The 23,857-nt window shown below is 71.8% G+C and carries 24 protein-coding genes; 10 read left to right on the top strand and 14 right to left on the bottom strand.

The window, feature by feature from the left end:
- Window positions 1–7 precede the first annotated feature (7 nt).
- Entirely contained in the window at window positions 8–457 is a 450-nt protein-coding gene (locus ACQP2X_RS10905) for an NfeD family protein (RefSeq protein ID WP_498696095.1), read from the bottom strand.
- A gap of 132 nt (window positions 458–589) precedes the next feature.
- On the opposite strand from ACQP2X_RS10905, the gene ACQP2X_RS10900 reads away from it, so the two are divergent.
- Window positions 590–1,909, top strand: a complete 1,320-nt coding sequence (locus ACQP2X_RS10900) for a serine hydrolase domain-containing protein (protein WP_498696094.1) — start codon at window positions 590–592, stop codon at window positions 1,907–1,909.
- A gap of 46 nt (window positions 1,910–1,955) precedes the next feature.
- Window positions 1,956–2,537, top strand: coding sequence for a hypothetical protein (locus tag ACQP2X_RS10895; RefSeq protein WP_498696093.1), 582 nt, complete (start codon window positions 1,956–1,958; stop codon window positions 2,535–2,537).
- On the opposite strand, the gene ACQP2X_RS10890 is transcribed toward ACQP2X_RS10895, so the two are convergent.
- On the bottom strand, window positions 2,530–3,255 hold the full coding sequence (locus ACQP2X_RS10890) for an SDR family oxidoreductase (RefSeq protein WP_498696092.1): 726 nt from the start codon (window positions 3,253–3,255) through the stop codon (window positions 2,530–2,532). The genes ACQP2X_RS10895 and ACQP2X_RS10890 overlap by 8 nt on opposite strands.
- Window positions 3,256–3,334: 79 nt before the next feature.
- Window positions 3,335–4,444, bottom strand: coding sequence for a DMT family transporter (locus ACQP2X_RS10885; protein WP_498696091.1), 1,110 nt, complete (start codon window positions 4,442–4,444; stop codon window positions 3,335–3,337).
- A gap of 57 nt (window positions 4,445–4,501) precedes the next feature.
- Here ACQP2X_RS10885 and pdxR point away from each other — a divergent pair, with 57 nt between their 5' ends.
- On the top strand, window positions 4,502–5,887 hold the full coding sequence (pdxR, locus tag ACQP2X_RS10880) for a MocR-like pyridoxine biosynthesis transcription factor PdxR (RefSeq protein WP_498696090.1): 1,386 nt from the start codon (window positions 4,502–4,504) through the stop codon (window positions 5,885–5,887).
- Here pdxR and ACQP2X_RS10875 read toward each other — a convergent pair.
- Window positions 5,874–6,674 (bottom strand): DUF3097 domain-containing protein, encoded by an 801-nt coding sequence (locus ACQP2X_RS10875; RefSeq protein WP_498696089.1) that lies wholly within the window; start codon window positions 6,672–6,674, stop codon window positions 5,874–5,876. The two genes, pdxR and ACQP2X_RS10875, sit on opposite strands and share 14 nt — an antisense overlap.
- An 89-nt stretch (window positions 6,675–6,763) precedes the next feature.
- Here ACQP2X_RS10875 and ACQP2X_RS10870 point away from each other — a divergent pair, with 89 nt between their 5' ends.
- Window positions 6,764–7,546, top strand: a complete 783-nt coding sequence (locus tag ACQP2X_RS10870) for an Rv1486c family protein (protein ID WP_498658299.1) — start codon at window positions 6,764–6,766, stop codon at window positions 7,544–7,546.
- A complete protein-coding gene (locus ACQP2X_RS10865; protein WP_498696088.1) occupies window positions 7,539–8,045 on the top strand; it encodes an NUDIX domain-containing protein in 507 nt (168 codons plus the stop codon). Before ACQP2X_RS10870 ends, ACQP2X_RS10865 begins: the two co-directional genes overlap by 8 nt.
- On the opposite strand, the gene ACQP2X_RS10860 is transcribed toward ACQP2X_RS10865, so the two are convergent.
- Window positions 8,032–9,261 carry an MFS transporter gene (locus ACQP2X_RS10860; protein WP_498696087.1) on the bottom strand — a complete coding sequence of 410 codons (1,230 nt, stop codon included), beginning with the start codon at window positions 9,259–9,261 and terminating at the stop codon, window positions 8,032–8,034. The two genes, ACQP2X_RS10865 and ACQP2X_RS10860, sit on opposite strands and share 14 nt — an antisense overlap.
- Before the next feature lie 153 nt (window positions 9,262–9,414).
- On the opposite strand from ACQP2X_RS10860, the gene ACQP2X_RS10855 reads away from it, so the two are divergent.
- Complete coding sequence (locus ACQP2X_RS10855; protein WP_498696086.1) at window positions 9,415–10,671, top strand: hypothetical protein; 1,257 nt, start codon at window positions 9,415–9,417, stop codon at window positions 10,669–10,671.
- A 61-nt stretch (window positions 10,672–10,732) separates the two neighbouring features.
- On the opposite strand, the gene ACQP2X_RS10850 is transcribed toward ACQP2X_RS10855, so the two are convergent.
- Window positions 10,733–11,818 carry a zinc-binding dehydrogenase gene (locus ACQP2X_RS10850; RefSeq protein ID WP_498696085.1) on the bottom strand — a complete coding sequence of 362 codons (1,086 nt, stop codon included), beginning with the start codon at window positions 11,816–11,818 and terminating at the stop codon, window positions 10,733–10,735.
- 197 nt (window positions 11,819–12,015) lie between these two features.
- Between ACQP2X_RS10850 and ACQP2X_RS10845 the strand changes: the two genes are divergently transcribed.
- Window positions 12,016–12,612, top strand: coding sequence for a TetR/AcrR family transcriptional regulator (locus ACQP2X_RS10845; RefSeq protein WP_498696084.1), 597 nt, complete (start codon window positions 12,016–12,018; stop codon window positions 12,610–12,612).
- On the opposite strand, the gene ACQP2X_RS10840 is transcribed toward ACQP2X_RS10845, so the two are convergent.
- The 5 genes from ACQP2X_RS10840 to ACQP2X_RS10820 form a co-directional block, all read right to left on the bottom strand.
- On the bottom strand, window positions 12,602–13,489 hold the full coding sequence (locus ACQP2X_RS10840; RefSeq protein ID WP_498696083.1) for a L,D-transpeptidase: 888 nt from the start codon (window positions 13,487–13,489) through the stop codon (window positions 12,602–12,604). The two genes, ACQP2X_RS10845 and ACQP2X_RS10840, sit on opposite strands and share 11 nt — an antisense overlap.
- 396 nt (window positions 13,490–13,885) lie before the next feature.
- Window positions 13,886–14,665 carry an HAD-IIA family hydrolase gene (locus tag ACQP2X_RS10835; protein WP_097322394.1) on the bottom strand — a complete coding sequence of 260 codons (780 nt, stop codon included), beginning with the start codon at window positions 14,663–14,665 and terminating at the stop codon, window positions 13,886–13,888.
- On the bottom strand, window positions 14,665–15,687 hold the full coding sequence (locus tag ACQP2X_RS10830; protein ID WP_498696082.1) for a ferrochelatase: 1,023 nt from the start codon (window positions 15,685–15,687) through the stop codon (window positions 14,665–14,667). The genes ACQP2X_RS10835 and ACQP2X_RS10830 overlap by 1 nt, the downstream gene beginning before the upstream one ends.
- Before the next feature lie 20 nt (window positions 15,688–15,707).
- Window positions 15,708–16,475, bottom strand: a complete 768-nt coding sequence (fabI, locus tag ACQP2X_RS10825; RefSeq protein WP_097322396.1) for an enoyl-ACP reductase FabI — start codon at window positions 16,473–16,475, stop codon at window positions 15,708–15,710.
- Window positions 16,476–16,498: 23 nt separating this feature from the next.
- Window positions 16,499–17,203 carry a beta-ketoacyl-ACP reductase gene (locus tag ACQP2X_RS10820; protein WP_498696081.1) on the bottom strand — a complete coding sequence of 235 codons (705 nt, stop codon included), beginning with the start codon at window positions 17,201–17,203 and terminating at the stop codon, window positions 16,499–16,501.
- An 88-nt stretch (window positions 17,204–17,291) separates the two neighbouring features.
- Between ACQP2X_RS10820 and ACQP2X_RS10815 the strand changes: the two genes are divergently transcribed.
- From ACQP2X_RS10815 to ACQP2X_RS10805, 3 genes are all read left to right on the top strand, one after another.
- Entirely contained in the window at window positions 17,292–18,491 is a 1,200-nt protein-coding gene (locus tag ACQP2X_RS10815) for a sensor histidine kinase (protein WP_498696080.1), read from the top strand.
- The gene (locus ACQP2X_RS10810; RefSeq protein WP_498696079.1) at window positions 18,488–19,141 is read left to right on the top strand and encodes a response regulator; all 654 of its coding nucleotides are present in this window, start codon (window positions 18,488–18,490) and stop codon (window positions 19,139–19,141) included. Before ACQP2X_RS10815 ends, ACQP2X_RS10810 begins: the two co-directional genes overlap by 4 nt.
- A gap of 63 nt (window positions 19,142–19,204) precedes the next feature.
- Window positions 19,205–20,080, top strand: a complete 876-nt coding sequence (locus ACQP2X_RS10805; RefSeq protein ID WP_498696078.1) for an alpha/beta hydrolase — start codon at window positions 19,205–19,207, stop codon at window positions 20,078–20,080.
- 373 nt (window positions 20,081–20,453) lie between these two features.
- Here the strand turns inward: ACQP2X_RS10805 and ACQP2X_RS10800 are convergent, their stop codons facing one another.
- From ACQP2X_RS10800 to ACQP2X_RS10790, 3 genes are read right to left on the bottom strand one after another with little or no spacing between them, the layout of a single operon-like run.
- A complete protein-coding gene (locus tag ACQP2X_RS10800) occupies window positions 20,454–21,404 on the bottom strand; it encodes a 26S proteasome regulatory subunit RPN10 (RefSeq protein ID WP_498658284.1) in 951 nt (316 codons plus the stop codon).
- The gene (locus ACQP2X_RS10795; RefSeq protein ID WP_498696077.1) at window positions 21,401–22,528 is read right to left on the bottom strand and encodes a DUF58 domain-containing protein; all 1,128 of its coding nucleotides are present in this window, start codon (window positions 22,526–22,528) and stop codon (window positions 21,401–21,403) included. The genes ACQP2X_RS10800 and ACQP2X_RS10795 overlap by 4 nt, the downstream gene beginning before the upstream one ends.
- A complete protein-coding gene (locus ACQP2X_RS10790) occupies window positions 22,510–23,640 on the bottom strand; it encodes an AAA family ATPase (RefSeq protein ID WP_498696076.1) in 1,131 nt (376 codons plus the stop codon). Before ACQP2X_RS10790 ends, ACQP2X_RS10795 begins: the two co-directional genes overlap by 19 nt.
- Window positions 23,641–23,857: the final 217 nt, after the last annotated feature.

Genomic DNA, 23,857 nt, shown 5'->3' with positions numbered 1-23,857 from the left:
CGCCTCTCTATATGTTGGGCAGGTCGTCGCGCCACACGATGGCGGTGGCGCCCTTGACCTTGATGACCCGGACGCGTTCGCCGGGTAGGTACTTCTCGTTGCCGTCGAAGGAACGGGCCTGCCACAGCTCCCCGTCCAACTTGATCATGCCCCGGTCGGCGTCGACCTCCTCGAGCACCAGGCCGTGGCTGCCCTCGATCGCCTCCACCCCGAACGGCGTCTCGCCGGTCTCGGAGGCGGGCTTGGCGTGCCGCATGATGATCGGCCGGAGCGCACCGACCGAGATGCCGGAGACGAGCGCGAACGTGATCACCTGGACCAGCAGCGGCGCACCCAGGGCGGCCACTCCGGCCGCGGCGAGCGCGCCCGCCGCGAAGAAGATGATGAGAAAAGTGGCCGTGAAAGCCTCGGCGATCGCCAACGCGATGCCTAGCACGATCCAGAGAACCGCTTCCACACCACGATCGTTGCACGCCCGCGCACGTACGGCGACTTCCCATACACCGAGCGCAGATTCGGGGCATCGGGGGCGACACTCAATCCGTCTTACATAGTTGTACCCATCAGTCGTTTATCGAGAGGGTCCACCGTGTCGCCGATTCCATCGCTGCTACCGCAGACCGGCCGGCGGGTCGATGAGATCGCCGCGCGGGCGCAGGCCGACGGGCGCGTGCCGTCCTTCGCCCTGGCCATCGTGCGGGACCGGGCGGTGCTGCACCAGTCCTTCGCCGGGGAACATCCCCGGCCGGACGCGAAAACGCAGTACCGTCTCGGCTCGATCACCAAGACGCTCACCGCGACCATGGTGATGCAGCTGCGCGACGAGGGCTTCTTCGCCCTCGACGACCTCCTCTACCGCCACCTGCCCGGCACCCCGATCGGCGGCGTGACCCTGCGCCAGCTGCTCGGCCACGTCTCCGGGCTGCAACGCGAGCCGGACGGCGCCTGGTGGGAGCGGGCCACCGGCGGCGACGTCGACCAGTTGCTGGCCGAGCTCGGATACGACAAGGTGGCCGGCCCGCCGTTCCGCCGCTTCCGCTACTCGAACCTGGCCTACGGCCTGCTCGGCGCGGTCCTGGAGAAGGTCACGGGCGAGAGCTGGCAGGCCCTGGCGGCCAAGCGGGTGCTCGACCCGCTGGGCATGAAAAGGACGACGTACGCCCCGGTCGAGCCGTTCGCCCGGGGCTACGTGGTCCACGCCCTGGGCGGCGCGATGCACGAGGAGCCCCGCCTCGACTCGGGCGCGATGGCGCCGGCCGGCCAGCTCTGGTCGACGATCACCGACATGGCCAAGTGGGCGGCGTTCTGGACCGACCCGGCCCCCACGGTCCTGTCCCGCGAGACGGTCGACGAGATGTGCGCCCCCGTCGTGATCAGCGACCTGGAGTCCTGGACGGCCGGCCACGGCCTGGGCCCCCAGCTGTTCCGCGTGGGCGAGCGCGTCTTCGTCGGCCACGGCGGCTCCATGCCCGGCTACGTGGCCCAGCTCGTGGTCCATCGCCGGAGCCGGCTGGGCGTGATTGCTTTCGCCAACGCGTACGGCTTGACCGGCACCACGATCAAGCAGGTGGCCCTCGACGCCCTGACCACAGTGCTGGACGCCGAGCCCGCAACCCCACCGGCCCCGTGGCAGCCGCCGACCCCACCCACCGGCGAGGCGGCGGCCCTGACCGGCCGCTGGTGGTGGATGGGCCGCGAGTACGAGATCGTCACCGACGGCGCCGCCCTGGACATGACCGGCCCGTTCCACTGGTCCCGCTTCACCCGGGAGGCCCCCGACCGCTGGCGAGGCGTGGACGGCGAGAACGAGGGCGAGATCCTGACGGTCCTCCGCGACCCGGACGGCGAGGTGACGGCCATCGACATCGCCACCTTCGTCTTCAGCCGCGACCCGTCCCACCTGGCCTGAGCATCGCTCCTCAAGTCGGAGGCACTCCGGCCGATGGGGCGCTTCCGTGAAGGGCAGACACCCGTGGGTCCGGACGGCCGCCGCCATAGTCGGCGTCACGACGGCCGCCATCGTCGTCTCGTGGGCGGCGAACTGGCGGCCGGAGACACGGCCGCCGGACTACGTCGCGAGGCCCATACATGTGGATCCGTCGGCCACCCAAACCTTCCGGAATCCGGTCGAAGACCTCGCGCCATACGCGCGCCTCATCGATCCGGTCCCGCTCGGCGGCTCGGTGGTCGTCAGCGGTGAGCCGGGGCGCGCGGCACTACTTCAGGCCGATCCAGGCCCCGGGCCGGCGACGTTCATCGTCCTGGTCCGGAACATCGGGGACCAGCCGGTCGACGGCTCCTTCTCCAGCGGCGGGGCCGGGCTGACCACCGACCAGCGTGAAACGTTCCCCCTTTCAGGGATCCGGGTGCTTTCGTCCGGCACGGTGTCACCTACGGCGATCGAACCGCGGGCCGAGCTTCTGCTCGAGCTCACGTTCGCGGCGCCGACGGATGTCCGGCCCACCCAACTTGCGCTGTCACTGGCGTTCGGTCAGTACCACCCGAGCGCGCAATGGGATCTGCCGCCGGTCAGATGATGCCGCCGTTGGCGCGGACGGTCTGGCCGTTCACCCAGTGGCCGGCCGGTGAGGCCAGGAAGGCGATGACGCCGGCGATGTCGTCGGGCTGGCCCAGGCGCTCCAGCGGGGGCTGCTTGGCCAGGTTGTCGATGACGGACTGGTCCTTGCCGTTGAGGAACAGGTCGGTGGCGGTGGGGCCGGGGGCAACCGCGTTCACCGTGATGTCGCGGCCGCGCATCTCGCGGGCCAGGACCAGGATCATGGCCTCGACCGCGCCCTTGCTGGCGGCGTACGCCGAATAGGCCGGGAACTGCAAGCCCACCACCGACGTCGAGACCATGATGATGGCGCCGCCGGAGCGCAGGCGGCGGGCCGCCTCGCGGGCGACCACGAAGCTGCCGCGGATGTTGGTGCGGTGCATGCGGTCGAGGTCGTCCAGGTTCAGGTCGACCAGCGGGGACAGCAACATCAGGCCGGCCGAGTTGACCACGACGTCGACGCCGCCGAACTCCTTCTCGGCCAGGTCGAACATGCCGGCCACGGCCTGCTCGTCGGCGACGTCGGCGTGGGCGGCCACGGCCCGTCCGCCGGCCTCGGCGACCAAGGCCACCGTCTCGGAAGCGGCGTCCGGTGAGCCGGCGTAACCGACGACCACGTCGTGGCCGGCGGCGCCCAGGGCGATGGCGGCGGCGCGGCCGATTCCGCGGGAGGCGCCGGTGACAACAGCTACAGCCATGAGTCCCACCTCGATGATCACGTCGATACGCCCGATGCGTATCGCCGATACGTCGACCATAGCACGAACCAGATCGTCGCTATGGGTTCTTCGTATCACTGATTTTTGGCCGGGAGAGATGGGCGGGGGTGGCAGCGGAGGGCGGGGCGGAGGCAGCGGCGAGCGCGGAAGGCGGAGGGGAGGTGGGAGCGAACGCGGAAGGCGCAGCGGGGGTGCGAGGAGGCACGGAAGGCCGGGCGGAGGCGGGGGCCGGCGCGGAAGACCGGGCGGAAGCATGGATGGGCGCGGAAGGGCCGGCGGAGGCAGGGGTACGCGCGGAAATTGCCCTGTGGGAGGCAGGAGCCATACCGACGGCCAGGCCGAGGGCCACCAGCGCGATGCCGGCCCACACGAGCGGACTGGGCACAGGCCCGCCGAGGGCCACCCCGGTCGCGGCGGCCGCGATGGGTGCGATGCCGGTCAGCAGGCCGGCGCGGGCCGAACCGAGCCGCGAGACGCACGTGTACCAGAGCACGAAAGCCAGGGCCGTCACCGCCACCGCCAGATAGACCCCGGCGAACACATGCGAAGCCCGCACGTGCGGCGAGGGGCCTTCAAGGACAAGGGCAGAGACGCCGAAAACCCCGGCCGCCATCCACGTCGCGTGCACCGACACGCCCAGCGGGCCGTGCCGGCCCAGCAACGGCACCGCCAGCAGCGTGAACCCCGCCTCGCAGACGAAGGTGACCAGGGCCCACACCAACCCGATCCCGTCGGCCCGGCCGAGGCCCTGCACGAGCACCGCCCCCGCCGTGACCACCGCCGCCGCCAGCAGCAGGCGCGGGGCCGGGGTGTGGCCCTCCAGCAGCGGGCCGCCCACCGCCAGCAGCAGCGGCACGCAGGCCACGGCCACACCCAGGACGGCCGGCTCGGCGTGCCGGGCACCGTGGACCAGGGCCAGGTTGAAGACGAACATGCCGGTCACCACCACCCCGGCCAGCCAGAGCCATTCCGTGCCGCGCGGGCGCACCAGCCGGTGGCCGGCGAGGCGGGCGTACAGGACGAGCAGCAGGCAGGCCACGGCGTACCGCAGGGCCTGCACGGTCAGGTTGGGGGCGTCGGTGAGCACGCCCGACACGGCCACGCTGCCGCCGACGAAGACCATTCCCAGAGCGCCCGAAAGGGCTGGCAAAGACGTCACGACATTCATGCTCGTCGGCGGTATGGTCCGGTTGAAGGACCAATCGCCGCGGCGTCAGGAGGACCAATGTCCGACTTCCTCCAGCTCCGGCCGGATGAGGCGCCGCCCAAGGGCCTGGCCTCCTGGCTGGCCGACGCCCTGCGCGCCGCCATCACCACGGGCCGCCTCACCCCCGGGGCCCGGCTGCCCGCGACCCGGCTCCTCGCGGCCGAGCTCGCCGTCTCCCGCGGCGTCGTCGTCGACGCCTATCAGCGGCTGGTCGACGAGGGGCTGGCCACCGCGCGCACCGGCGCCGGCACGGTCGTCACCGCCGCACCGGCCACTCCGCGCCGGACCACCGACCGGCGCCGCGATCTCGCCGCGATCAGGCTTCCCCTGCCGCCGCCCGAGGGCATCGACATCGACCTCTCCCCCGGCGTTCCCGACCTCTCCGCCTTCCCCCGCGCCGCCTGGCTGCGGGCCGAGCGGGCGGTCCTCGACGAGATCACCGCGGCCGATCTGGGATACGGCGATCCGGGCGGCACGCCCCGGCTGCGCGCCGAGCTGGCGTCATGGCTGGGCCGGGTCCGGGGCGTGCGCTGCGAGCCCGACGACGTCATCGTGGTCGGCGGCGTCGCCCAGGCCCTGGCCTTGCTGGCCCAGACGCTGCACGCGCGGAACACGACCGCTGTCGCGGTCGAGGACCCGGGGTCACGCGGGGCGCGGGATCAGCTCGCCCATTGGGGTGTACGCCCGGAGGCGGTGCCCATCGACGACGAAGGGCTCCGGGTCGACGCGCTGACCCAGGACGCGGCCCTGCTGACGCCGGCACACCAGTTCCCGACCGGTGTCGTGCTGAGCCCCTCGCGGCGGCGGGCCCTGCTGGCCTGGGAGGGGCTGATCATCGAGGACGACTACGACGCCGAGCACCGCTACGACCGGGCGCCCGTGGCCGCCCTGCAAGGCTCGGCGCCCGATCACGTCGCGTACTGCGGAAGCGTCTCCAAATCTCTTGCTCCCGGCATGCGGCTCGGCTGGCTGGTGGCGCCCCGGCCGATGCAGGCCGCACTGCTCGCGGCCAAGCACGACAGCGATCTCGGCAACCCGGCCCTGCCGCAGCTGGTGCTGGCCCGGCTGCTGGCGAGCGGCGACTACGAACGGCACCTGCGGACCGTCCGGTCCCGGCAGCGGCGACGGCGCGACGCCCTGCTGGCCGGGCTGCGGCAGCACCTGCCCGGATGCCGTGTCACCGGTGTGGCCGCCGGGCTCCATCTGCTGATCATGACGGCCGGCGACACGCCCGACACTGTGCTCGCGGAGCGCGCGGCCGCACGTACGGGCGTACTCGTGCACCCGCTGTCGTGGCACCGCCTGACGCCCGGACCGCCGGGGTTGATCCTGGGTTACGCGGCGCAGCCGCCCGATCGCCTGGCCGAGGCCGCGCGGCGCCTCGCGAGCGTCATGGCACCGTGACGAAGTCGATCAGCCGCTCCATCGAGTTGATGAGCGGGGTCTCGACGTCCTTGTAGCTGCTCACCGAGCGCAGGATCCGCCGCCACATGTCGGCCGGCTCGCGCACGCCGACGGCCTGGCAGATGCCTTCCTTCCAGGGGCGGCCGGGCGGGATCACCGGCCATTTGGACAGACCCACCCGCTCCGGCTTCACCGCCTGCCAGATGTCGACGTACGGGTGACCGGTGACCAGCACGTTCGGGTCGGTGACGGACGACACGATCCGGCTCTCCTTCGAGCCCGCCACGAGGTGGTCGACGAGCACGCCCAGCCGTCGCTGCGAGCTCGGCTGGAACCCGCGGACCGCGCCCGCGAGGTCGTCGATGCCGTCCAGCGGCTCCACCACGATGCCCTCGATGCGCAGATCGTCGCCCCAGATCCGCTCGACCAGGGCGGCGTCGTGGATGCCCTCGACCCAGATGCGGCTCGCCTTGGCCACCTGCGCGCGCACGTTGTCGACGGCGATCGAGCCCGACGCCGTGACCCGCCGCTGGGCCTGCGCCGGGGCCGCGGCCGGCTTGCGCAGCGTGACCGGGCGGCCGTCGAGCAGGAACGCGGCCGGCGCCAGCGGGAAGTTGCGCCGCTTGCCGAACCTGTCCTCGAGCACCACCGCGCCCAGCTCGAAGCCGATCACCGCGCCGCAGAAGCCCGACTCCGCGTCCTCGACCACCAGGTCCCGCTCGGCGTCCACCTCGGGCGCGACCTTCCGCTTACGCCAGTCGCCCTTGAGCACGTCCTCCCCATACATGCAAGGCACCGTAACCCGTGCGCGGAGACACGGGACTTATGACTCTCCGGCCGAGACAAGCTTCCCGGTGGGCACGTACCCTTGCTCGCATGTCCCCCGCAGCTGATGCGGCCACCCGCACCACGCGGCGCTCCACCCGGTTCGTGTCCTGGGTTCGCGCTTGGCGTGCCGGGCTCGTGCCGTTCGACGAGCTCGCCGACGAGATCGCCCACGACGAGGAGCACCTCTTCGCCGACGCGCCCGGCACCTGGACCGACGTCCCGCTGCCGCAGGGCCTCCCGGCCTTCGCCAAGGTGCATCCCGACGACATCCGGCTGGTCCTGCCCGCTCCCGGCGACCCGCGCGGCCTGCCCGGCCCGGGCGAGCTGACCGGCGCCGCGATGCTGGCCGGCGAGGCCGTGATGACCCCCGACTTCGGTGTGGTGCCCGATGTCCGCCGGCATGTCTCCGGCTCGGGCGTCGAGTTCGAGACGGTGGTCTGGCGCTACTTCCCGGTCGAGGGATATCGCCCGGTCTTCCAGATGGGCGCGGCCGAGGCCGAGGGCGAGCTCACGCTGGCCCTGTCCGAGGCGACCGCCCAGCTGACCAAGCTCGACGTGGCGCAGTGGAAACCCGAGCTGGCCGGCGCGTTGCAGGCGCTGCGCCGCCCGGAGAGCACGGCCACCCTGCCGCCCGGCTTCGACCCGCGCGCGCGGCGGTTGTTCGCCCGGGCCAGCGTGCTCGACCAGGTGCTGGCCCTGGCCGGCAGCAACGCGCCCGGCGGCGCGGTGAACGGTTTCGAGGCTCAGCAGCGCGACGCGGCGCTGCGCCCGCTGACGACCGCGTGCCGGCAGGCGCTGGTCGCCGCCTGCAACTCCCCGCTGCATGCCTGACCGGTTCCTGCATTGCACGTTCTGCGGGGCCCGTTTCGGCGCCGTACGCGACTGGCCGCGCCGCTGCGCCGCCTGCGGTGAGACCACCTATCGCAACCCCACCCCGGTCGGCGTCGCGGTGCAGCCGGTCGGCGGTGGCCTGCTGACGGTCCGGCGCGCCATTCCCCCGGCCGCCGGCAAGCTGGCTCTGCCCGGCGGTTTCATCGATTTCGGCGAGGCGTGGCCCGAGGCCGTCGTCCGCGAGCTCTTCGAGGAGACCGGCCTTCGAGCAGACCCTTCCGAGGTACGCCTGTACGACACCTTGAGCGCCCCGGACGGCACCTTGCTGGTCTTCGGGCTGCTGCCGCCGCTCGCCCACGTCTCCGACATGCCGCTGTCCGAGCCGAACGACGAATCGCTGGGCTGGGAGATCCTGGCCGCACCCCAGGAGCTCGGTTTCAGCCTGCACACGGCCGTCGCCGACCGGTGGTTCGCCTCGCGTCCACTCAGGACCGGCTAGGCGCCAGGTCGAGCAGGGTGTCGTCGATGTGCGGCGGGGTCTTCACGCGCAGCGCGATCAGGGCGGCCACCACACACGAGACCGCGCCCACGAGCAGCGCCAGGCGCGGGCCGCCGAGACCGCTGAGCCAGCCGGTGACCACGCTGCCGATCGGCGTCGTTCCGATGTAGACGAACACCCAGAGGGCCACGATCCGGCCCCGGTACTCGGGTGCGGTGTGCAGCTGGATCGTCGTCGAGGCGAGGGTGGTGAAGGCGAACCCGGCGGCGCCGGTGATGAGCAGGGTGACCGTGGCCGTGGCCACGTTCGGCGCGGCGGCGGTCGCGGCCAGCCCGGCCCCGAAGGCCAGCGCGGTCACGATCAGATAGTGCCGCCGCGGGTGCCTGACCAGGCCCACGCCGAGCGAGCCGGCGATCGACCCCACGCTGAGCATCGTGGAGAGCAGGCCGTACGTGCCGCCCGAGCCGTGGAAGGTCTGCTTGGCCAGCACCGGCAGCACCACCGAGAAGTTGAAGGCGAGCAGCCCGACCAGCGCCATCATCGTCAGCGGCAGCCACACCTGCTGGCGGGTGCGCGCGTAGCGGACGGCGGCGGCCACGCCGGTCGGGCTCGTACCGGTCCGCTTGGTCCGGGCGAGGGGCCGGATCAGCAGGAGCGCCCCGATCACGGCCAGATACGAGATCGCGTTGACGAGGAAGCACGGGGTGACGCCGACCGCGACGATCAGCACGCCGGCCAGGGCCGGCCCGACGACGCGGGCGCTGTTCATCACGACGCCGTTGAGGCTGACCGCGCTGGCCAGGTCGTCCGGCGGGACCAGCGACGAGACGAAGGCCTGCCGGGCCGGCGAGTCCACGATGCCGACGATGCCGCCGGCCACGCCGATCGCGACGACCAGCGGCACCCCGGCGTGCCCGGTGGTGGCGGCGATCCAGATCGCGAGGGCCAGCGCACCGTAGACGGCCTGGGTCACGATCAGCAGCCGCCGCAGGTCGAACCGGTCGGCGACGCTGCCGCCCCACGGACCGAGGAGCAGCGACGGCAGCCCGCCCACGGCGAGCACGAGGCCGAGGGCCGACGCCGAGCCGGTCAGTTGCAGCACGAGCCAGCCGATGGCCGTCTGCTGGAGGAAAGTGCCGCTGGCCGACGCGATCTGACCGCCGAAGTACCAGCGGAACGGCACTGACCTCAGCGCCCGGAATCCATTCTTCGCCACGGCCACGCCCTTGCCCCGTTGCCGGGGCAACCATTGCTCTGCGTGATCAAGGACTCAGACACCTGTTGACGAGGATTAGTACGTTCGTCTATGGCGCGCCGGACGGCGATGCAGCACTCTAGGTTGCTGACTTTTATCACGGGGAGAACCAAAATGCGCGTTAAGCGCCTCCTGGCGGCCACCGCCGCTGGTGCCACCGCTCTGGCCTTCGCCGGTGCGTGCGCTCAGAAGATCAAGGAGATCGAGCCCAAGCTCGAGCTCCGCAACGCCGCCTCGCAGCTGTCCGAGGCCAAGCAGACCGGCTTCACGGTCAAGCTCACCGGCAGCCCGGAAGACCTGGCCGCGGGCCTCAAGCTCGAGGACCCGTCCGACGTTCCCGATGCCGAGACGCTGAAGAAGCTGTTCAACTCGTCGTTCACCATCGCCACCGACAAGGCCGGCGAGGGCGACAAGGACGACCGCGCCTCGCTGTCGGCCACCATCGACGGCGTGACCGGCACCGAGCTGCGGGTCATCGACGGTGTCGTCTACGTCAAGGCGCCGGTGCAGGAGCTGGCCACCAAGTTCGGCGCCGCCGCGAGCGACGTCACCGAGATGCGCCAGGGCCTCACGGGCGAGCTGCCCGAGGCGGCCGCGCTCTTCGACGGCAAGTGGGTGTCGGTCGACGTGGCCAAGGCGACCGAGGGCGCGCTCGGCAAGGCCACCCCGTCGCAGGACCCGGCGCAGGCGGCGAAGCTGCAGAGCGAGATCCAGGCGAGCGCGAAGAACCTCTTCGAGAGCGCCCAGATCGTCCGCGACTCGGCCGACCCGACACACCTGACGGTGACGACCTCCACCACGAAGGGCTACGCGGAGTTCCAGCGCCTGGCCGGCGTCTTCGGCAAGGAGCTCGGCACCGACGTCACCAAGGACCTGCCCAAGGCGCCGAAGGAGCGCCCGATCACCCTCGACCTGTGGATCAAGGACGAGAAGCTGACCGCCCTCGAGGTGAACTTCCTCCAGTTCATCGACGGCGCGACCGGCCGGGCCGCGCTGCGCTTCGAGGTCACCACGGGCGCCGAGATCGCGGCCCCCGAGGGCGCCACGAAGATCGACCCGAGCAAGCTGACCTCGGGCCTGACCGGCGGCGGCGCCCAGCCGTACGGCGGTGGCGACTTCAGCGGCCTCGACGGCGACACGGCGTACACCGAGGCGCGTCTGCTCGCCCTCGACGTGCAGCTGCGTCAGCTGGAGAAGAGCAACATCAACACCAACCTGAAGCAGGCCGTGGCCGAGCGCAACGCGGAGGGCGACGGCGTCAAGGTCGGCGTCGTGCGCAGCGGTGTCGCCCAGGTGGCGGCCGACGGCGCGTTCGCCTGCGTGAAGGTCTCGGCGAGCAAGGAGCCGGTGGTCACCAAGGGCAAGTGCTGACCGATCAGCGGTAGGGAAAGGGCGTCGCCTCGACGAAGGCGGCGCCCTTTTCCGTGCCCGCCTACAGACTGGTGACCACGACGCGGGCGGTGCTGCCGTCCTTGAGCATCTCGTATCCGGCGTCGATGTCGGCCAGGCCGATCTCCTTGGAGACCAGGTCGTCGAGGTTCATCCGGCCCTGGAGGTACATCGAGGCGTAGAACGGGATGTCCTTCTTGAGGTTGGACGAGCCCATGTAGACGCCCTGCACCTTCTGCGAGGCGGAGAGCGCGAGCAGGGTGCTCACCTCGAGGCCGGCGTCGACGGCGGCCGCGCCGATCAGGTAGAGGCCGCCGCCCTTGCCGAGCATCTGGAAGCCCTGGGCGGTGACCGGGCGTACGCCCACGAAGTCGAAGACGTGGTCGGCGCCGCCGCCGGTGATGTCGCGGACCGCCTCGACCGGATCGCCGGCCCGCGAGTTGACGACGTGGGTGGCCCCGAAGGCCTTGGCCCGCTCCAGCTTCCCGTCCTCGATGTCGGTCACGATGATCTTCCCGGCCCCGGCGAGCCGGGCCCCGCTGATCGCGTTCATGCCGACGCCACCGGCGCCGATCACCACGACGCTCTCGCCGTACTGCACGCCGGCGCTGTTGAGCACCGCGCCGGCCCCGGTGAGAACGCCGCACCCGATGAGCGCGGCCGGCGCCCACGGCATCTCGTCCGGCACGACGGCGACCTGGTTCTCGTGCAGCAGCACCTCCTGCGCGAACCCGCCCACGCCCATGCCCTGCGCGACCGGCTGCCCGTTCCAGGTGATCCGCGGCGCCTGGTCCGGGGTGCGCAGCGTGAACTCGGGCCGCGTGCACAGATGCGTACGGCCGCTCAGGCAGTTCACGCACAATCCGCAGAACTGGATGAGGCTCGCTACGACGTGGTCGCCGACCTTGACCTCGGACGCGTCCGGCCCGACCTCGGTGACCACCCCGGCTACTTCGTGCCCGAGCACGGTCGGGAACTCGCCCCCGAGGAACGTGGCGATGCTCAGGTCGGAGTGGCAGAGACCGGACGCCTTGACCTCGACGCGGACCTCGCGCCCGATCGGCGCGGCCAGCTCGACCTCCTCGAGGACGAAGCCCTGCCCGAGCCCTGCGGTGACTGATGCCTTCATAACTTCTGCCTCTTTCCGGGCGCGCCAACGGCAGGGCCCGTCCCGGGCGGTGCCGTCGAGGATTCGCCGCGCGGCTCTCGATCCTCCGGGGCGCGGCGTCCTGTTCATCATGGCACCGTTGCTTGCCAAAGAAAAGAGACACGTGTTGGTTAGTGCAGGTGAGAGCTTGATTGTTTCCGGACCGCTAAGGTTCGTCCGTGTCCGTAGACGTCCGCGTGCAGCGCACCCGCACCCGCTTGAGAGAAGCCGTGGTCCGCCTGGCCGCCGACCGCCCGGTCGAGGACATCCCCGTGGCCGACCTGGTCCGCGCCGCCCGCGTCAACCGCACGACGTTCTACCAGCACGCCACGAGCCCCGCCGCCGTGCTCTCCGAGCTGCTCTACGAGGACCTGGACGCCATGCGGGCCGACCTGATAGCCGGCTTCGCCACGCCGGCACTCGCCCCGCGAGCCGTCTGGGAACGCTCGGCCACCGCCATGGCCGACCACCTGACCCGCTTCGACGCCCTCTACACGGCGGGGCTGGTCGGCCACCGCAGCGCCACCCTCTACCGCCTGCTGGTCGACCATTTCGCCACCACGGCCACCACGTTCCTGGAACAGAACCCGGCGCTCCTGCCCCCAGGAGAGGGCACACCGTCATGGCGTACGAAGACCCACGGCGCCTTCCTGGCCCACGGAACGGCCGGCGTGGTCGAGGCGTGGCTCTCCCAGCCCTCGCCCCGGGACCCGGCGCTGTTCGTCACCGCCGCCGTCGAGGTTCTTCCCCCGTGGGTACTCAGCCTCAGTCGATGACGTGCACGGGCGTCCCCGGCCCGATCTGCCGGAGCAGGACCCGCTGGGCGTCGGCGGGCAGGCGTACACAGCCGTTGGAGACGCTGCGCCCGAAAGCGGAACGACGGCTCCAGGCGTGAATCGCCGTGTGACCGTCCCGAAGCGCCGGCGCGAGCGCTTCCGGGTGGTCCGGCACCGCCCCGAGCACCAGAGCGTCGAGCCCCGCGTAGACCCCGCCCACGGTGATCGTCCGCCCCAGCACAAAGGTCCGCCCGAGCGGCGTCGGAGTCCGCGCCGCCCCGATGGCCACCTCCCACTCGCCGGCGGGCCGCCCGTCCCGGAGCCAGACAAGCCGGTGCCCCCGCCGATGCAGAACGAGCCGATCCCGAAGCGGCAGAACCTCCCACGCGGCGGCTCGCTTGTGTGTGCCGGCTTCTCGGCCGCGCTCGGGCACCTTCTCCGGGATCCATCCGACGCGCCGGTTCAGCGACGGCAGCAGCACCCCGGCCCAGCCCGGGCGCCGCTCCACGATCGGGACGGTCACCGTCAGGCCGCTGAACGAGCGGGGCAGAAAGGCCCGCGGCCGCCCGCCGGGAGCGTCGTAGACGGCCAGCTTTCGGAGCGGGCGCAGACCTTCCGAGAGCGGCGCCACCGACTCCGGAGCGGCATCCTCCGGAAATCCGCCCGGCGCTCCCCAGTAGTCGATCGTCGGCAGATCACGCGGCGCCGGCCGGGCCTCGGCCACCGGTGCGGCTCGCGGCGGAACCGTCGGCCCGACAGCGACCCGCCGGGCCGCCCTGATCTCGTACTGCTCCGCGTCCCCGTACCGCTTGCCGCCCTCGTGCGGCTCCGCGCCCTCGATCCAAGCGACGCCCACGCTTCCCGCGAGCGTCGCCACGAAGACCCACCCCGCCACTACCCGGCGAGAACTAGGAAAGCGCGGCACACCCCTACCCTAAGACCCGAATTCCTCTCAAATGCCCACAACACTCATTCCGCCCCAGCCGCCGGCTCACAAGAATCGAGTCGGAGCCCGCGTAGTCGCCGTGCCCGCGCGACCGTTGGACGCACGCCGTCGCGTGCTCGCGCCGCGGGGAAGCGAGCCGATCAAAAACGGACGGCCGACCGGCGGCGGTGCGGGTTTTCGGGCGTTACCACTTACGCACGTCGCCGTGGTGGGGTGAGCGTTCTGGGCGCGCCAGCGCCCTGCTCACCCCGCCGCGGCCCTCGGCGGGAGCAGCGAACCGTACGCCCCACCCCGCTACGACATCCTGCTCTTGATCTTCGAAGGGGGTCAGATCTCGGGAATCAGGTCGGCCACCGAATTCACTACCCTCGATGGGCGGAAGGGGTAGCGGTCGCTCTCCTCGCGAGTGCTGATGCCGGTCAGGACCAGGATCGTCTCGAGGCCGGCCTCGAGGCCGCAGAGGATGTCGGTGTCCATGCGGTCGCCGATCATGGCCGTGCTCTCGCTGTGGGCCTCGATCGTGTTGAGGGCCGAGCGCATCATCATCGGGTTGGGCTTGCCGACGAAGTACGGGTCGACGCCGGTCGCCTTGGAGATCATCGCCGCCACCGAGCCGGCGGCGGGGAGGGCGCCCTCGTTCGACGGGCCGGTGGCGTCGGGGTTGGTGCAGATGAAGCGGGCGCCGCCGTCGATCAGGCGGATGGCCTTGGTGATGGCCTCGAAGCTGTAGGTGCGGGTCTCGCCGAGCACCACGTAGTCCGGATCGAATTCGGTCAGCACATAGCCGGCCGCGTGCATGGCCGTGGTCAGGCCGGCCTCGCCGATCACGTAGGCCGTGCCGCCGGGGCGCTGGTCGGCCAGGAACTGCGCCGTGGCCAGGGCGGCCGTCCAGATGGACTGCTCGGGCACGTCGAAGCCCATGCGGTTGAGCCGGGCCTGGAGGTCGCGCGGGGTGTAGATCGAGTTGTTGGTCAGGATGAGAAAGGGCTTGCCGGACGACTTCATCTTGTTGACGAACTCGGGCGCGCCCGGGACCGGCACACCCTCGTGGACGAGCACGCCGTCCATGTCGGTGAGCCAGCTCTCGATGGCTTTGCGCTCCTTCATCATGCTCCTCGTCGCCGTGGTGGTGGACAGCAGTTCACCGGGCAGTCGTCCCAGACCGGCAGCGTACCGAGTCGCTGAAGAGGGGCGCCGTCGGTGCGCTCCCGGACCAGATCGCGGACCATCGCGACGAAGCGGGGGTCGGTGTTCGGGGTGGCGGCGCGGGCGTAGCCGAGGCCCAGCTCCTTGGCGGTGTCGGCCGCCTCGTTGTCGAGGTCCCAGATGACCTCGAGGTGGTCGGAGACGAAGCCGATCGGGCTGACGACCACGTCGGTGACGCCATCCTCGGCGAGTGTGCGCAGGTGGTCGTTGATGTCGGGCTCGAGCCACGGCACCTGCGGCGGGCCGGAGCGGCTCTGCCAGACCAGGTCCCACGGCAGGTCGGCGGCGGCGCGCTCGTGCACCAGGCGGGCGGTCTCCTGGAGCTGTGCCGTGTAGCGGCCGCCGGTCGGTCCGGCCGTCTCGGCCATCGTCACCGGGATGGAGTGTGCGGTGAAGACGAGGCGCGTCGTCTCCCTTTCCCCCGAGAGCGTCGACAAGGCGGCCTGAACGGCGTCGACGTTGGGATCGACGAAGCCGGGGTGGTCCCAGAACTGGCGGATCTTGGAGATGACCGGTGCGCCGGGGCCGACCTTGGCCCGCGCGTTCGCGATGTCCTCCCAGTACTGCTTGCAGGACGAGTAGCCGCCGTACGCGCTGGTGGCGAAGCCGAGGGCGTGCTTGATGCCGTCGTCGCGCATCTGGGCGACGGTGTCGGCGAGCATGGGGTGCCAGTTGCGGTTGCCCCAATATGTCGGCAGATCAATGCCGTTGGCGGAGAAATCGGACCGGACCGCGGCCAGCAGATCGCGGTTCTGCTGGTTGATCGGCGAGACGCCGCCGAAGTGGTAGTAGTGCTCGGCCACTTCGGCCAGGCGCTCGTCGGGGACGCCGCGCCCGCGCACCACGTTGCGCAGGAACGGCATCACGTCATCGGGCTTCTCGGGGCCACCGAAGGACAGCAGGACGAAGGCGTCGTAAACCACCCGCCAATACTGTCACCGGCTCAGGCGCCGAGCGCGTGGTAACCCCCGTCGACGTGCACAACCTCACCCGTGGTGGCCGGGAACCAGTCGGAGAGCAGGGCGCAGACGGCCTTGCCGGCGGCCGACGTGTCGTGCAGGTCCCAGCCGAGCGGCGCCCGGTCGGCCCACGCGTCCTCGAACTGCTCGAAGCCGGGGATCGACTTGGCCGCCATCGTGCGCAGCGGACCGGCCGAGACCAGGTTGCTGCGGATGCCCTGCTTGCCCAGGTGCAGCGCGAGGTAGCGGGAGGCGGACTCGAGGCCGGCCTTGGCCACGCCCATCCAGTCGTAGACCGGCCACGCCTTGGTGGCGTCGAAGGTGAGGCCGACGATGCTGCCGCCCTGCTGCATGAGCGGCAGGCAGGCCACGGCGAGCGACTGGTACGAGTACGTGGAGACCTGGATCGCCTTGGCCACGTCCTCCCACTTGGCGTTGAGGAACTCGCCGCCGAGCACGCTCTGCGGGCCGAACGCGATCGAGTGCACGACGCCGTCGATGCCGTCGACGTGCTCACGCACCTTGCCGGGCAGGGCGGCCAGGTGATCCGGATCGGTCACGTCGAGCTCGATCACCGGGGGCGGCGACGGGAGCCGCTTGGCGATGCGCTCGACCAGGGACATCCGGCCGAAGCCGGTCAGCACGACGGTGGCGCCCTGCTCCTGGGCGATCTTCGCCACCGAGAACGCGATCGACGCGTCGGTGATGACTCCGGTGACGAGCAGCCGCTTGCCGGCCAGCAGTCCAGACACGGGAAAAACGCTCCTAAAGTTGTTTAGTGGCCCATACCGAGGCCGCCGTCGACCGGGATGACCGCCCCGTTGATGTACGCCGCGGCGTCGCTCGCCAGGAACGTCACCGCGGCCGCCACCTCGTCGGGGCTGGCGAGCCGCCCGGCCGGAACCGCCTTGATGATCTCCGCCTGGCGGGCCTCGGACAAGACAGCTGTCATCTCCGTCTCGATGAAGCCCGGCGCCACCACGTTGGCCGTGATGTTGCGGCTGCCCAGCTCTCGAGTGATGCTGCGGGCCATGCCGACCAGTCCGGCCTTGCTCGCCGCGTAGTTCACCTGACCGGGTCCGCCGTAGAGGCCGACGACCGACGAGATGAAGATGATCCGGCCCCACTTGGCGCGCAGCATCTTGGAGCTGGCGCGCTTGGTCACCCGGAACGAGCCCTTGAGGTTGGTGTCGATCACCCGCTCGAACTGCTCCTCGCTCATGCGCAGCAGCAGCGTGTCGTCGGTGATGCCGGCGTTGGCGACCAGCACCTCGACCGGGCCGAGCTCCTTCTCGATCTCGGTGAAGGCCGCGTCGACCTGGGCCGGGTCGGTGATGTCGCACTGCACCCCGAACAGGCCCTCGGGGGCGCCGCTGCCCCGGTGGGTCACCGCGACCCGGTCACCCTGCTTGGCGAACGCCTGCGCGATGGCGAGGCCGATGCCCCGGTTGCCGCCAGTCACCAATACCGTGCGAGCCACGACGAAACGCTCCTCATACCCAGGTAGGGGGTGCCGGGTGGCACCTCGGGGGCACGACGGCGCCGCGTCAGCGCCGTAACCTGCCGGGATGGAGACTATCGGCCCCGCTGCCGGGCGCAATGCCATGGGGCCGTTGCGCCGGCTGCTCTGGAGCCGGGAGACACCACGGCCGCCGATCCGGCGCCGGCCCTGGGTCTACGCGCTGCCGGTCGGCCTCCTGGCGCTGGCCGGCCTGGGCGGAGCTGCGGCGACGTACCTCGGGGAGAACCGGGACGCGCCCGGCATGGCGATCGCCGTCATCGCGGTCGGCTCGGTGCTGCCGGTCGCGATCGCCTTCCGGTGGCCCGTTCTCGCCTGGCGGTTCGGCTTCGTGATGTTGTTCATCGGGTCGATGTACGCCGATCCGAAGGAGTCGTGGCCCTGGAACACCGTGCAGATCCTCGGGTTCCTGTTCGTGCTGGGCCGGCTCGCCGCGACCCAGGACACGGCCCTGACCGTGTGGGCGGCCGCCTTCACGGTCGTACCGATCTTCGTCTACGCCCCGGACGCCAACGCGTGGGGCGCCGCCACGCTGGTGGCGGTGATCACGGTGATGGGCGACATCGTGTCCCGGTGGCGCCGTGCCCGCCGGATGCTCGCCGAGAACGAGGAGCTCACCGAGCTGGAGCGGGCCAAGCGGGCGGTGCTGGAGGAGCGGGCCCGGATCGCCCGCGAGATGCACGACGTGGTGGCCCACCACATGTCGATGATCGCCGTGCGGGCCGAGACCGCGCCCTACCGGCTGAGTGAGCTGCCGGCCGAGGCCGAGCAGGAGCTGGCCACGATCGCCTCGGCGGCCCGGGAGGCGCTGACCGACATGCGGCGCCTGCTGGGCGTGCTGCGGACCGGCGAGGGCGACGCTCCGCGGGCCCCTCAACCCGGCTTCGCCGAGGTCGGCGAGCTGATCGAGACGGCCCGGGCGGCGGGGGTCGAGGTCTCGATGACGTACGACCGAGTGCCCACCCTGCCCGAGACGGTGGGCCTGGCCGCCTATCGGATCGTCCAGGAGGCCCTGGCCAACGCGGCGCGGCACGCACCGGGGGCGGCGGTCGCCGTCGTCGCGCGCGGCGCCGCCGGCCGTCTGGAGATCGAGGTGAGCAACCCCGCGGACGGACCGGCCGGCGAGGGCGGGCACGGCCTGCCGGGGATGCGGGAGCGGGCCACACTGCTCGGTGGCACGCTGACGGCCGGCGCGGCTGACGGGGTTTTCGTGGTGCGGGCGGTCCTGCCGGTGGAGGAGAACGAGTGATCAAGATCCTCATCGCGGACGACCAGGCGATGGTCCGCGAGGGCTTCGGCGCGCTGCTCGGCGCCCAGCCCGACATGCTGGTGGTCGGCGACGCGGCCGACGGCTCGCAGGCGGTGACCCGCACCCGGGAGCTGCGGCCCGACGTGGTGCTGATGGACGTGCGGATGCCCGTCATGGACGGCCTGGAGGCGACGCGGCAGCTCTCGGCGGCGGCGCCGGACGTCAAGGTCGTCATCCTGACGACGTTCGACCTGGACGACTATGTGTACGCGGCGCTGCGCGCCGGCGCGAGCGGCTTCCTGCTCAAGGACGCTCCTGCCGCCGATCTCATTCAGGCCGTACGGATCGTGGCCGCCGGCGAGGCGCTGCTGGCCCCGTCGGTGACGCGCCGGCTGATCGCCGAGTTCGCGGCCCGCCCGGCCACCGACCGGCCACGGCCGGCCGCGCTGAACGCGCTCACCCCGCGCGAGACCGACGTGCTGCGGCTGATCGCCCGTGGCCTGTCCAACCAGGAGATCGCCGCCGATCTGGTGGTGGCCGAGCAGACCGTCAAGACGCACATCGGCCGGATCCTGGCCAAGCTCGGCCTGCGCGACCGGGCCCAGGCGGTGGTCTTCGCCTACGAGACGGGGCTCGTAGTACCGGGGTAGGGCGTCGATGTCCGGTCCCCGGTGTGACGATCGGGGCGCCGTCGTCGCGGGACGGTGCGGCCCATGCGAATCCTGCCGCTCGTCTTGGCCCTGTCCGCCCTGTCCGTGCCCGCCCCCCAAGATCAACTTCCGCCCCTCCAGTACGCCTTTCACGAGACCGCCGTACGGATGCTGGCCACCGGCTGCCCGTACGCCGCGTGGGCCGCTCAGGGCCGCCGTTTCCTCTCCTTCGACCCCACCGGCGACGGGCGGGCGGTCGAGGTGCTCGGCGACCTCGCCACGGCGTCCCGGGTGGCCGTCCTCGTGCCCGGCGTCGACACCGTCCTGGCCGACTTCGACCGCGGGCTGGGCGGCGTGCCGCGGCGCGCCCCTGGCGTGCAGGCCCGCGCCCTCTACGAGCAACTGAGCAAGCGTTCCCCCGACACCGCGGTGATCGCCTGGCTGGGCTACGACCCGCCGGAGGGCATCGGGCCGGCCGCCGCCACCTACGGACGGGCCCGGGCCGGAGCCACCGCGCTCGTCGCCTTCGTCCGCTTCCTGGAGACGCAGCGCCCCGGCCTCGCGGTGACCTTGATCGGCCACAGTTACGGCGCGCTGGTGGCCGGCCTGGCCGCCCCTCGTCTCCCGGCCGTCGGCGACGTGGTCACCCTGGGCGCGCCCGGCATCGGCGCCTCGCACGCGGCCGACCTCGGCGGCGCCCGGGTCTGGTCGGCGCTCGCGCCCACCGACTGGATCCGCCGGATCCCGGAGGTGCGCCTGCTCGGCGTCGGCCTCGGCCGGCGTCCGTCGAATCCGGATTTCGGAGCGTTCGCGCTGCCCACCGATGGTGTGGCCGGGCACGACTACTACCTGGCGCCGGGCAGCGCCACCCTGCGTGCGGTCGGCGATGTCGTCCTGTCGGGTGTTCCGCGACACGATGGGGCGGGGGAAGTTTCTTAGCGGAACCTTAAGGGGTATTGTGCCATCCGGCCCTGACGCCGAAACGACTCTCGGGAGGTGATCGCTGTGCGAGATAGCGATCCTCCTAGTCGCGGCCGGGCCGTTCGTCAGCCCCGTCGCTGACACGTTCCTTTCTCCGCCCCGCGTCCACCGGTGCCGTCCTGTTTTCGTCGGCCCCGGCCCAGTCGTGTGCACCGCGACGCCGGACGCGTGGGTGCCGGCCGCGACATGACCGTGTGCGCTTCCCCTCGCCCGTCACCGCGTGGAAGTAGCCCCCGACATGAAGAACTTCGTCGCACCGCTGAGCTTCACCATCGCCGCCGTCTGGGTGGTCGTCCTGTTCGTCCTCGTGCACGGCAATCCGTGACCCCGGTCAGGGCAGCCGGGACGTCCACAGCAGGCTCGACGCGGCCGCCGCGAGGCCGAGCAGGAGCGCCACGCCGGCGTACCACTGCGTGACCTCGCGCGGCTGCACCCGGTGGCCGATCGAGCTGCCCATGTCCTCGTAGACCTTCTTGAGCTCGCTCACCGACGCCGCCTCGTAGAAGTAGCCGTCGGTCTTCTCCGCCAGCTGCTGGAGCGACAGCCGGTCGACCGGCACCCGCTGCAACGCGCCGCGGATGTCGACCACGCCGGTGTCGGTGCCGAAGGCGATCGTGGAGACCGGCACGTTCGCCTGCGAGGCCGCCGTCGCCGCGTCCTCGATCGACCGGCCCGACGTGCGATATCCGTCGGAGAGCAGGACGATCCGGGCCGGCGGCGCGCCGTCGGCCCCGTCGGCCGGCACCGAACGGATGGCGTCGAGCGAGGTGAAGACGGCCTCACCGGTCGCCGTCGCCTCGGCCAGCGACAGCCCGTCGATCCCGGAGATCACCTCGGAGCGGTCCTTGGTCGGCGACACCAGCACGTTCGCCGACTTGGCGAAGGACACCAGACCCAGGTTGTACGTCGGCGGCAGCTCGTTGACGAACGCCTTCGCCGCCTCCTGGGCCGCCTCGATCCGGTTCGGGGCCACGTCGTCGGCCTCCATCGACAGCGACACGTCGATGGCGAGCATCACCGTGGCCCGCTCCAGCGGCTCCTCCTTGTCGACCGAGGGCCGGGCCAGCGCCGCGCCCAGGGTCAGCAGGGAGAGCAGGAACGCGGCCGCCGAGACGTGCTTGCGCCAGCCCAGCCCGCGCGGGGCGAGGGTGCGGAGCAGGTCGACGTTGGTGAACCGCATCGCGTACTGCCGGCGGCGGAACTGCCGGAACACGTAGACGCCCGCGACGATCACCACGGGCAGGAGCGCGAGCAGCCACCAGGGCTCCAGGAAACGGATCATCGCGTGGTCCCCCGGGTGCGTGCGTGTCGCTGGGCGGCCACGAATCGGACCACGTCCAGCAGCCAGTCGGTATCGGTACGAAGGCGCAGGTGGGCGGCGCCGGCGGCGCGCAGGGCGCGGGCGATCTCACCGCGCTGCTGGGCGGCCGCCTCGGCGTAGCGGGCGCGCAGCTTCGGGTCGGCGGTCTGCACCTCGTGCAGCGCGCCCGTCTCGGGGTCGGCCAGGGTCAGCACGCCGACGTCGGGAATCTCCAGCTCACGCGGGTCCACGACCTCGATGGCAAGAACGTCGTGCCGGACGGCCAGCTTGCGGATCGGCCGCGACCAGCCGTCCACCGGCGCCATGAAGTCGCTGATCACCACGGCCACGCCCCGCCGCCGCGGCGGCCGGTTCAACATGTCGATCAGCGCGCCCAGGTCGGCCCGGCCGGGCCGGATCTCGGTGCGGGCGATCGCGCGCAGCAGCCCCTGCGCCTCCTTGCGCCCGGGCCGCGCGGGCAGACGGACGACCTCGCTGCCGGGTTGCGGTGGGGCGTCCCGCTTGCGCCCCCAGCGGGGTCCGCTCTTCGGCCGTACGCCCGTGCCGGTGCCCACGACCGCGCCGATACGGTTGCCGCCGCGCACGGTGAGGTGGGCCATCGCGGTCGCCGCGGCCATCACGAGATCGCTCTTGAGCCACTGGGCCGTGCCGAACTCGAGGCTGGCGCTCAGGTCGACCGCCATCCACGTCTCCAGCTCACGGTCGGCGACCGTGCGGCGCACGTGCGGCAGCGTGGTGCGGGCGGTGACCGGCCAGTCCATGCGGCGCACGTCGTCGCCGGGCCGGTATTCGCGCGACTCCCCCGCCTCGCTGCCGGGGCCGGGCAGCAGACCGACGTAGTCGCCCTGGAGCAGCCCGTCGAGCTTGCGCGTGACCAGCAGCTGGAGCCGGGACAGCACCGCCTCGGCCCGGGCGGTCCCGGTCTCGCCCTCGGGCGCCAGCCCGGCCGGCGCCGAACCGGCCCGCGCTGAACCGGCCCGCGCTGAACCGGCCGGGCCCGAGCCATTCTGGGCCGGCCCGGTCTGAGCCCACCCCGGATGGGCCGAGCCGTTCGGAGGCGAACCGTTCAGTGCTGGCCCGGCCATGCCGCTCCGTTCGGGGCGGGCGCGCCCTGCGGTACCCCGCTGACGGGCGCGGCGGACGGGTGCGTGCCGTTCGGCGACGTGCCCTGGCGGGCCGCGACCGAGGGCAGCGGGACGCTCTGCATGATGCGGCTGACGATGTGGTCGGCCGGGATGTCGTCGGCGAGCGCGTCGTAGCTGAGCACGAGGCGGTGGCGCAGGATGTCGGGCGCGATGTCCTGCACGTCCTGCGGCAGCGCGTAGTCGCGGCCGCGCAGCAGCGCCAGCGCCCGGGTGGCCCGGACGATGCCGAGCGAGGCGCGGGGGCTCGCGCCGTACTGGATGAGCTGGGCCACGTCGGGCATGCCGTGCTGGGCCGGGGCCCGGGTCGCCAGCACCAGCCGGACCGTGTAGTCGACCAGGGCGTTGTGCACGAAGACCTGGTCGGCGCGGCGCTGGAGGCCGAGCAGATCCTCCGGGGTGAAGACCGGCTTGGGCTCGGGGGCGCTGACGCCCATCCGATAGACGATCTCCCGCTCCTCGGCGTCGGTCGGATAGCCCACCAGGATCTTCATGAGGAAGCGGTCGCGCTGCGCCTCGGGCAGCGGGTAGACGCCCTCCTGCTCGATCGGGTTCTGCGTCGCCATCACCAGGAACGGGTCGGGCACGGCGTGCGACTGCCCACCGATCGACACCTGGTGCTCGGCCATGACCTCGAGCAGGGCCGACTGCACCTTGGCCGGCGCGCGGTTGATCTCGTCGGCGAGAAGGAAGTTGACGAAGACCGGTCCCAGCTCGACGTCGAACTTCTCGCTGCTCTGCCGGTAGATGCGGGTGCCGACGATGTCGGCCGGCACCAGGTCGGGGGTGAACTGCACCCGGGAGAAGGTGCCGCCGACGACCCGGGCCAGGGTCTCGACGGCCAGCGTCTTGGCCACGCCGGGCACGCCCTCGAGCAGGCAGTGCCCACGGGCCAGCAGCGCCACGAACATGCGCTCGACCATCCGGTCCTGCCCGACGATCACCCGCTTGACCTCGAACATCGCGCGCTCGAGCTGCGAGGCGTCCTGTGCCGGGGGCACCGGCGCGGCCGCGCCGTTGTTGGTCTCGGTCTCGGGCGTGAGCGGCTGAGCCACCGGTCCTCCACAGCGGTCGAAATGCCATCGCGGCGTGCTGCCGACGCTCAAGACTTACACGACCGACCTGAGAGCGCGCTCGTGGTGTCGCATTACGCGCCGTCATTGACCGCCGCCATGGTCCAGACGTGTCGATCTTTCTGCGCGATGCGCCGGATCGGGCACCCGAGCCGGGTGGATGCGTCACGCCGTGAACCGTGTAACATTCATCGCGTCG

The organism is Actinoplanes sp. CA-131856 (assembly GCF_050956135.1).
In the GTDB taxonomy this organism is placed as follows: Bacteria; Actinomycetota; Actinomycetes; order Mycobacteriales; family Micromonosporaceae; genus Actinoplanes.
The sequence above is the reverse complement of the archived record's forward strand: the minus strand, read 5'-3'. Positions and strand labels throughout refer to the sequence as shown.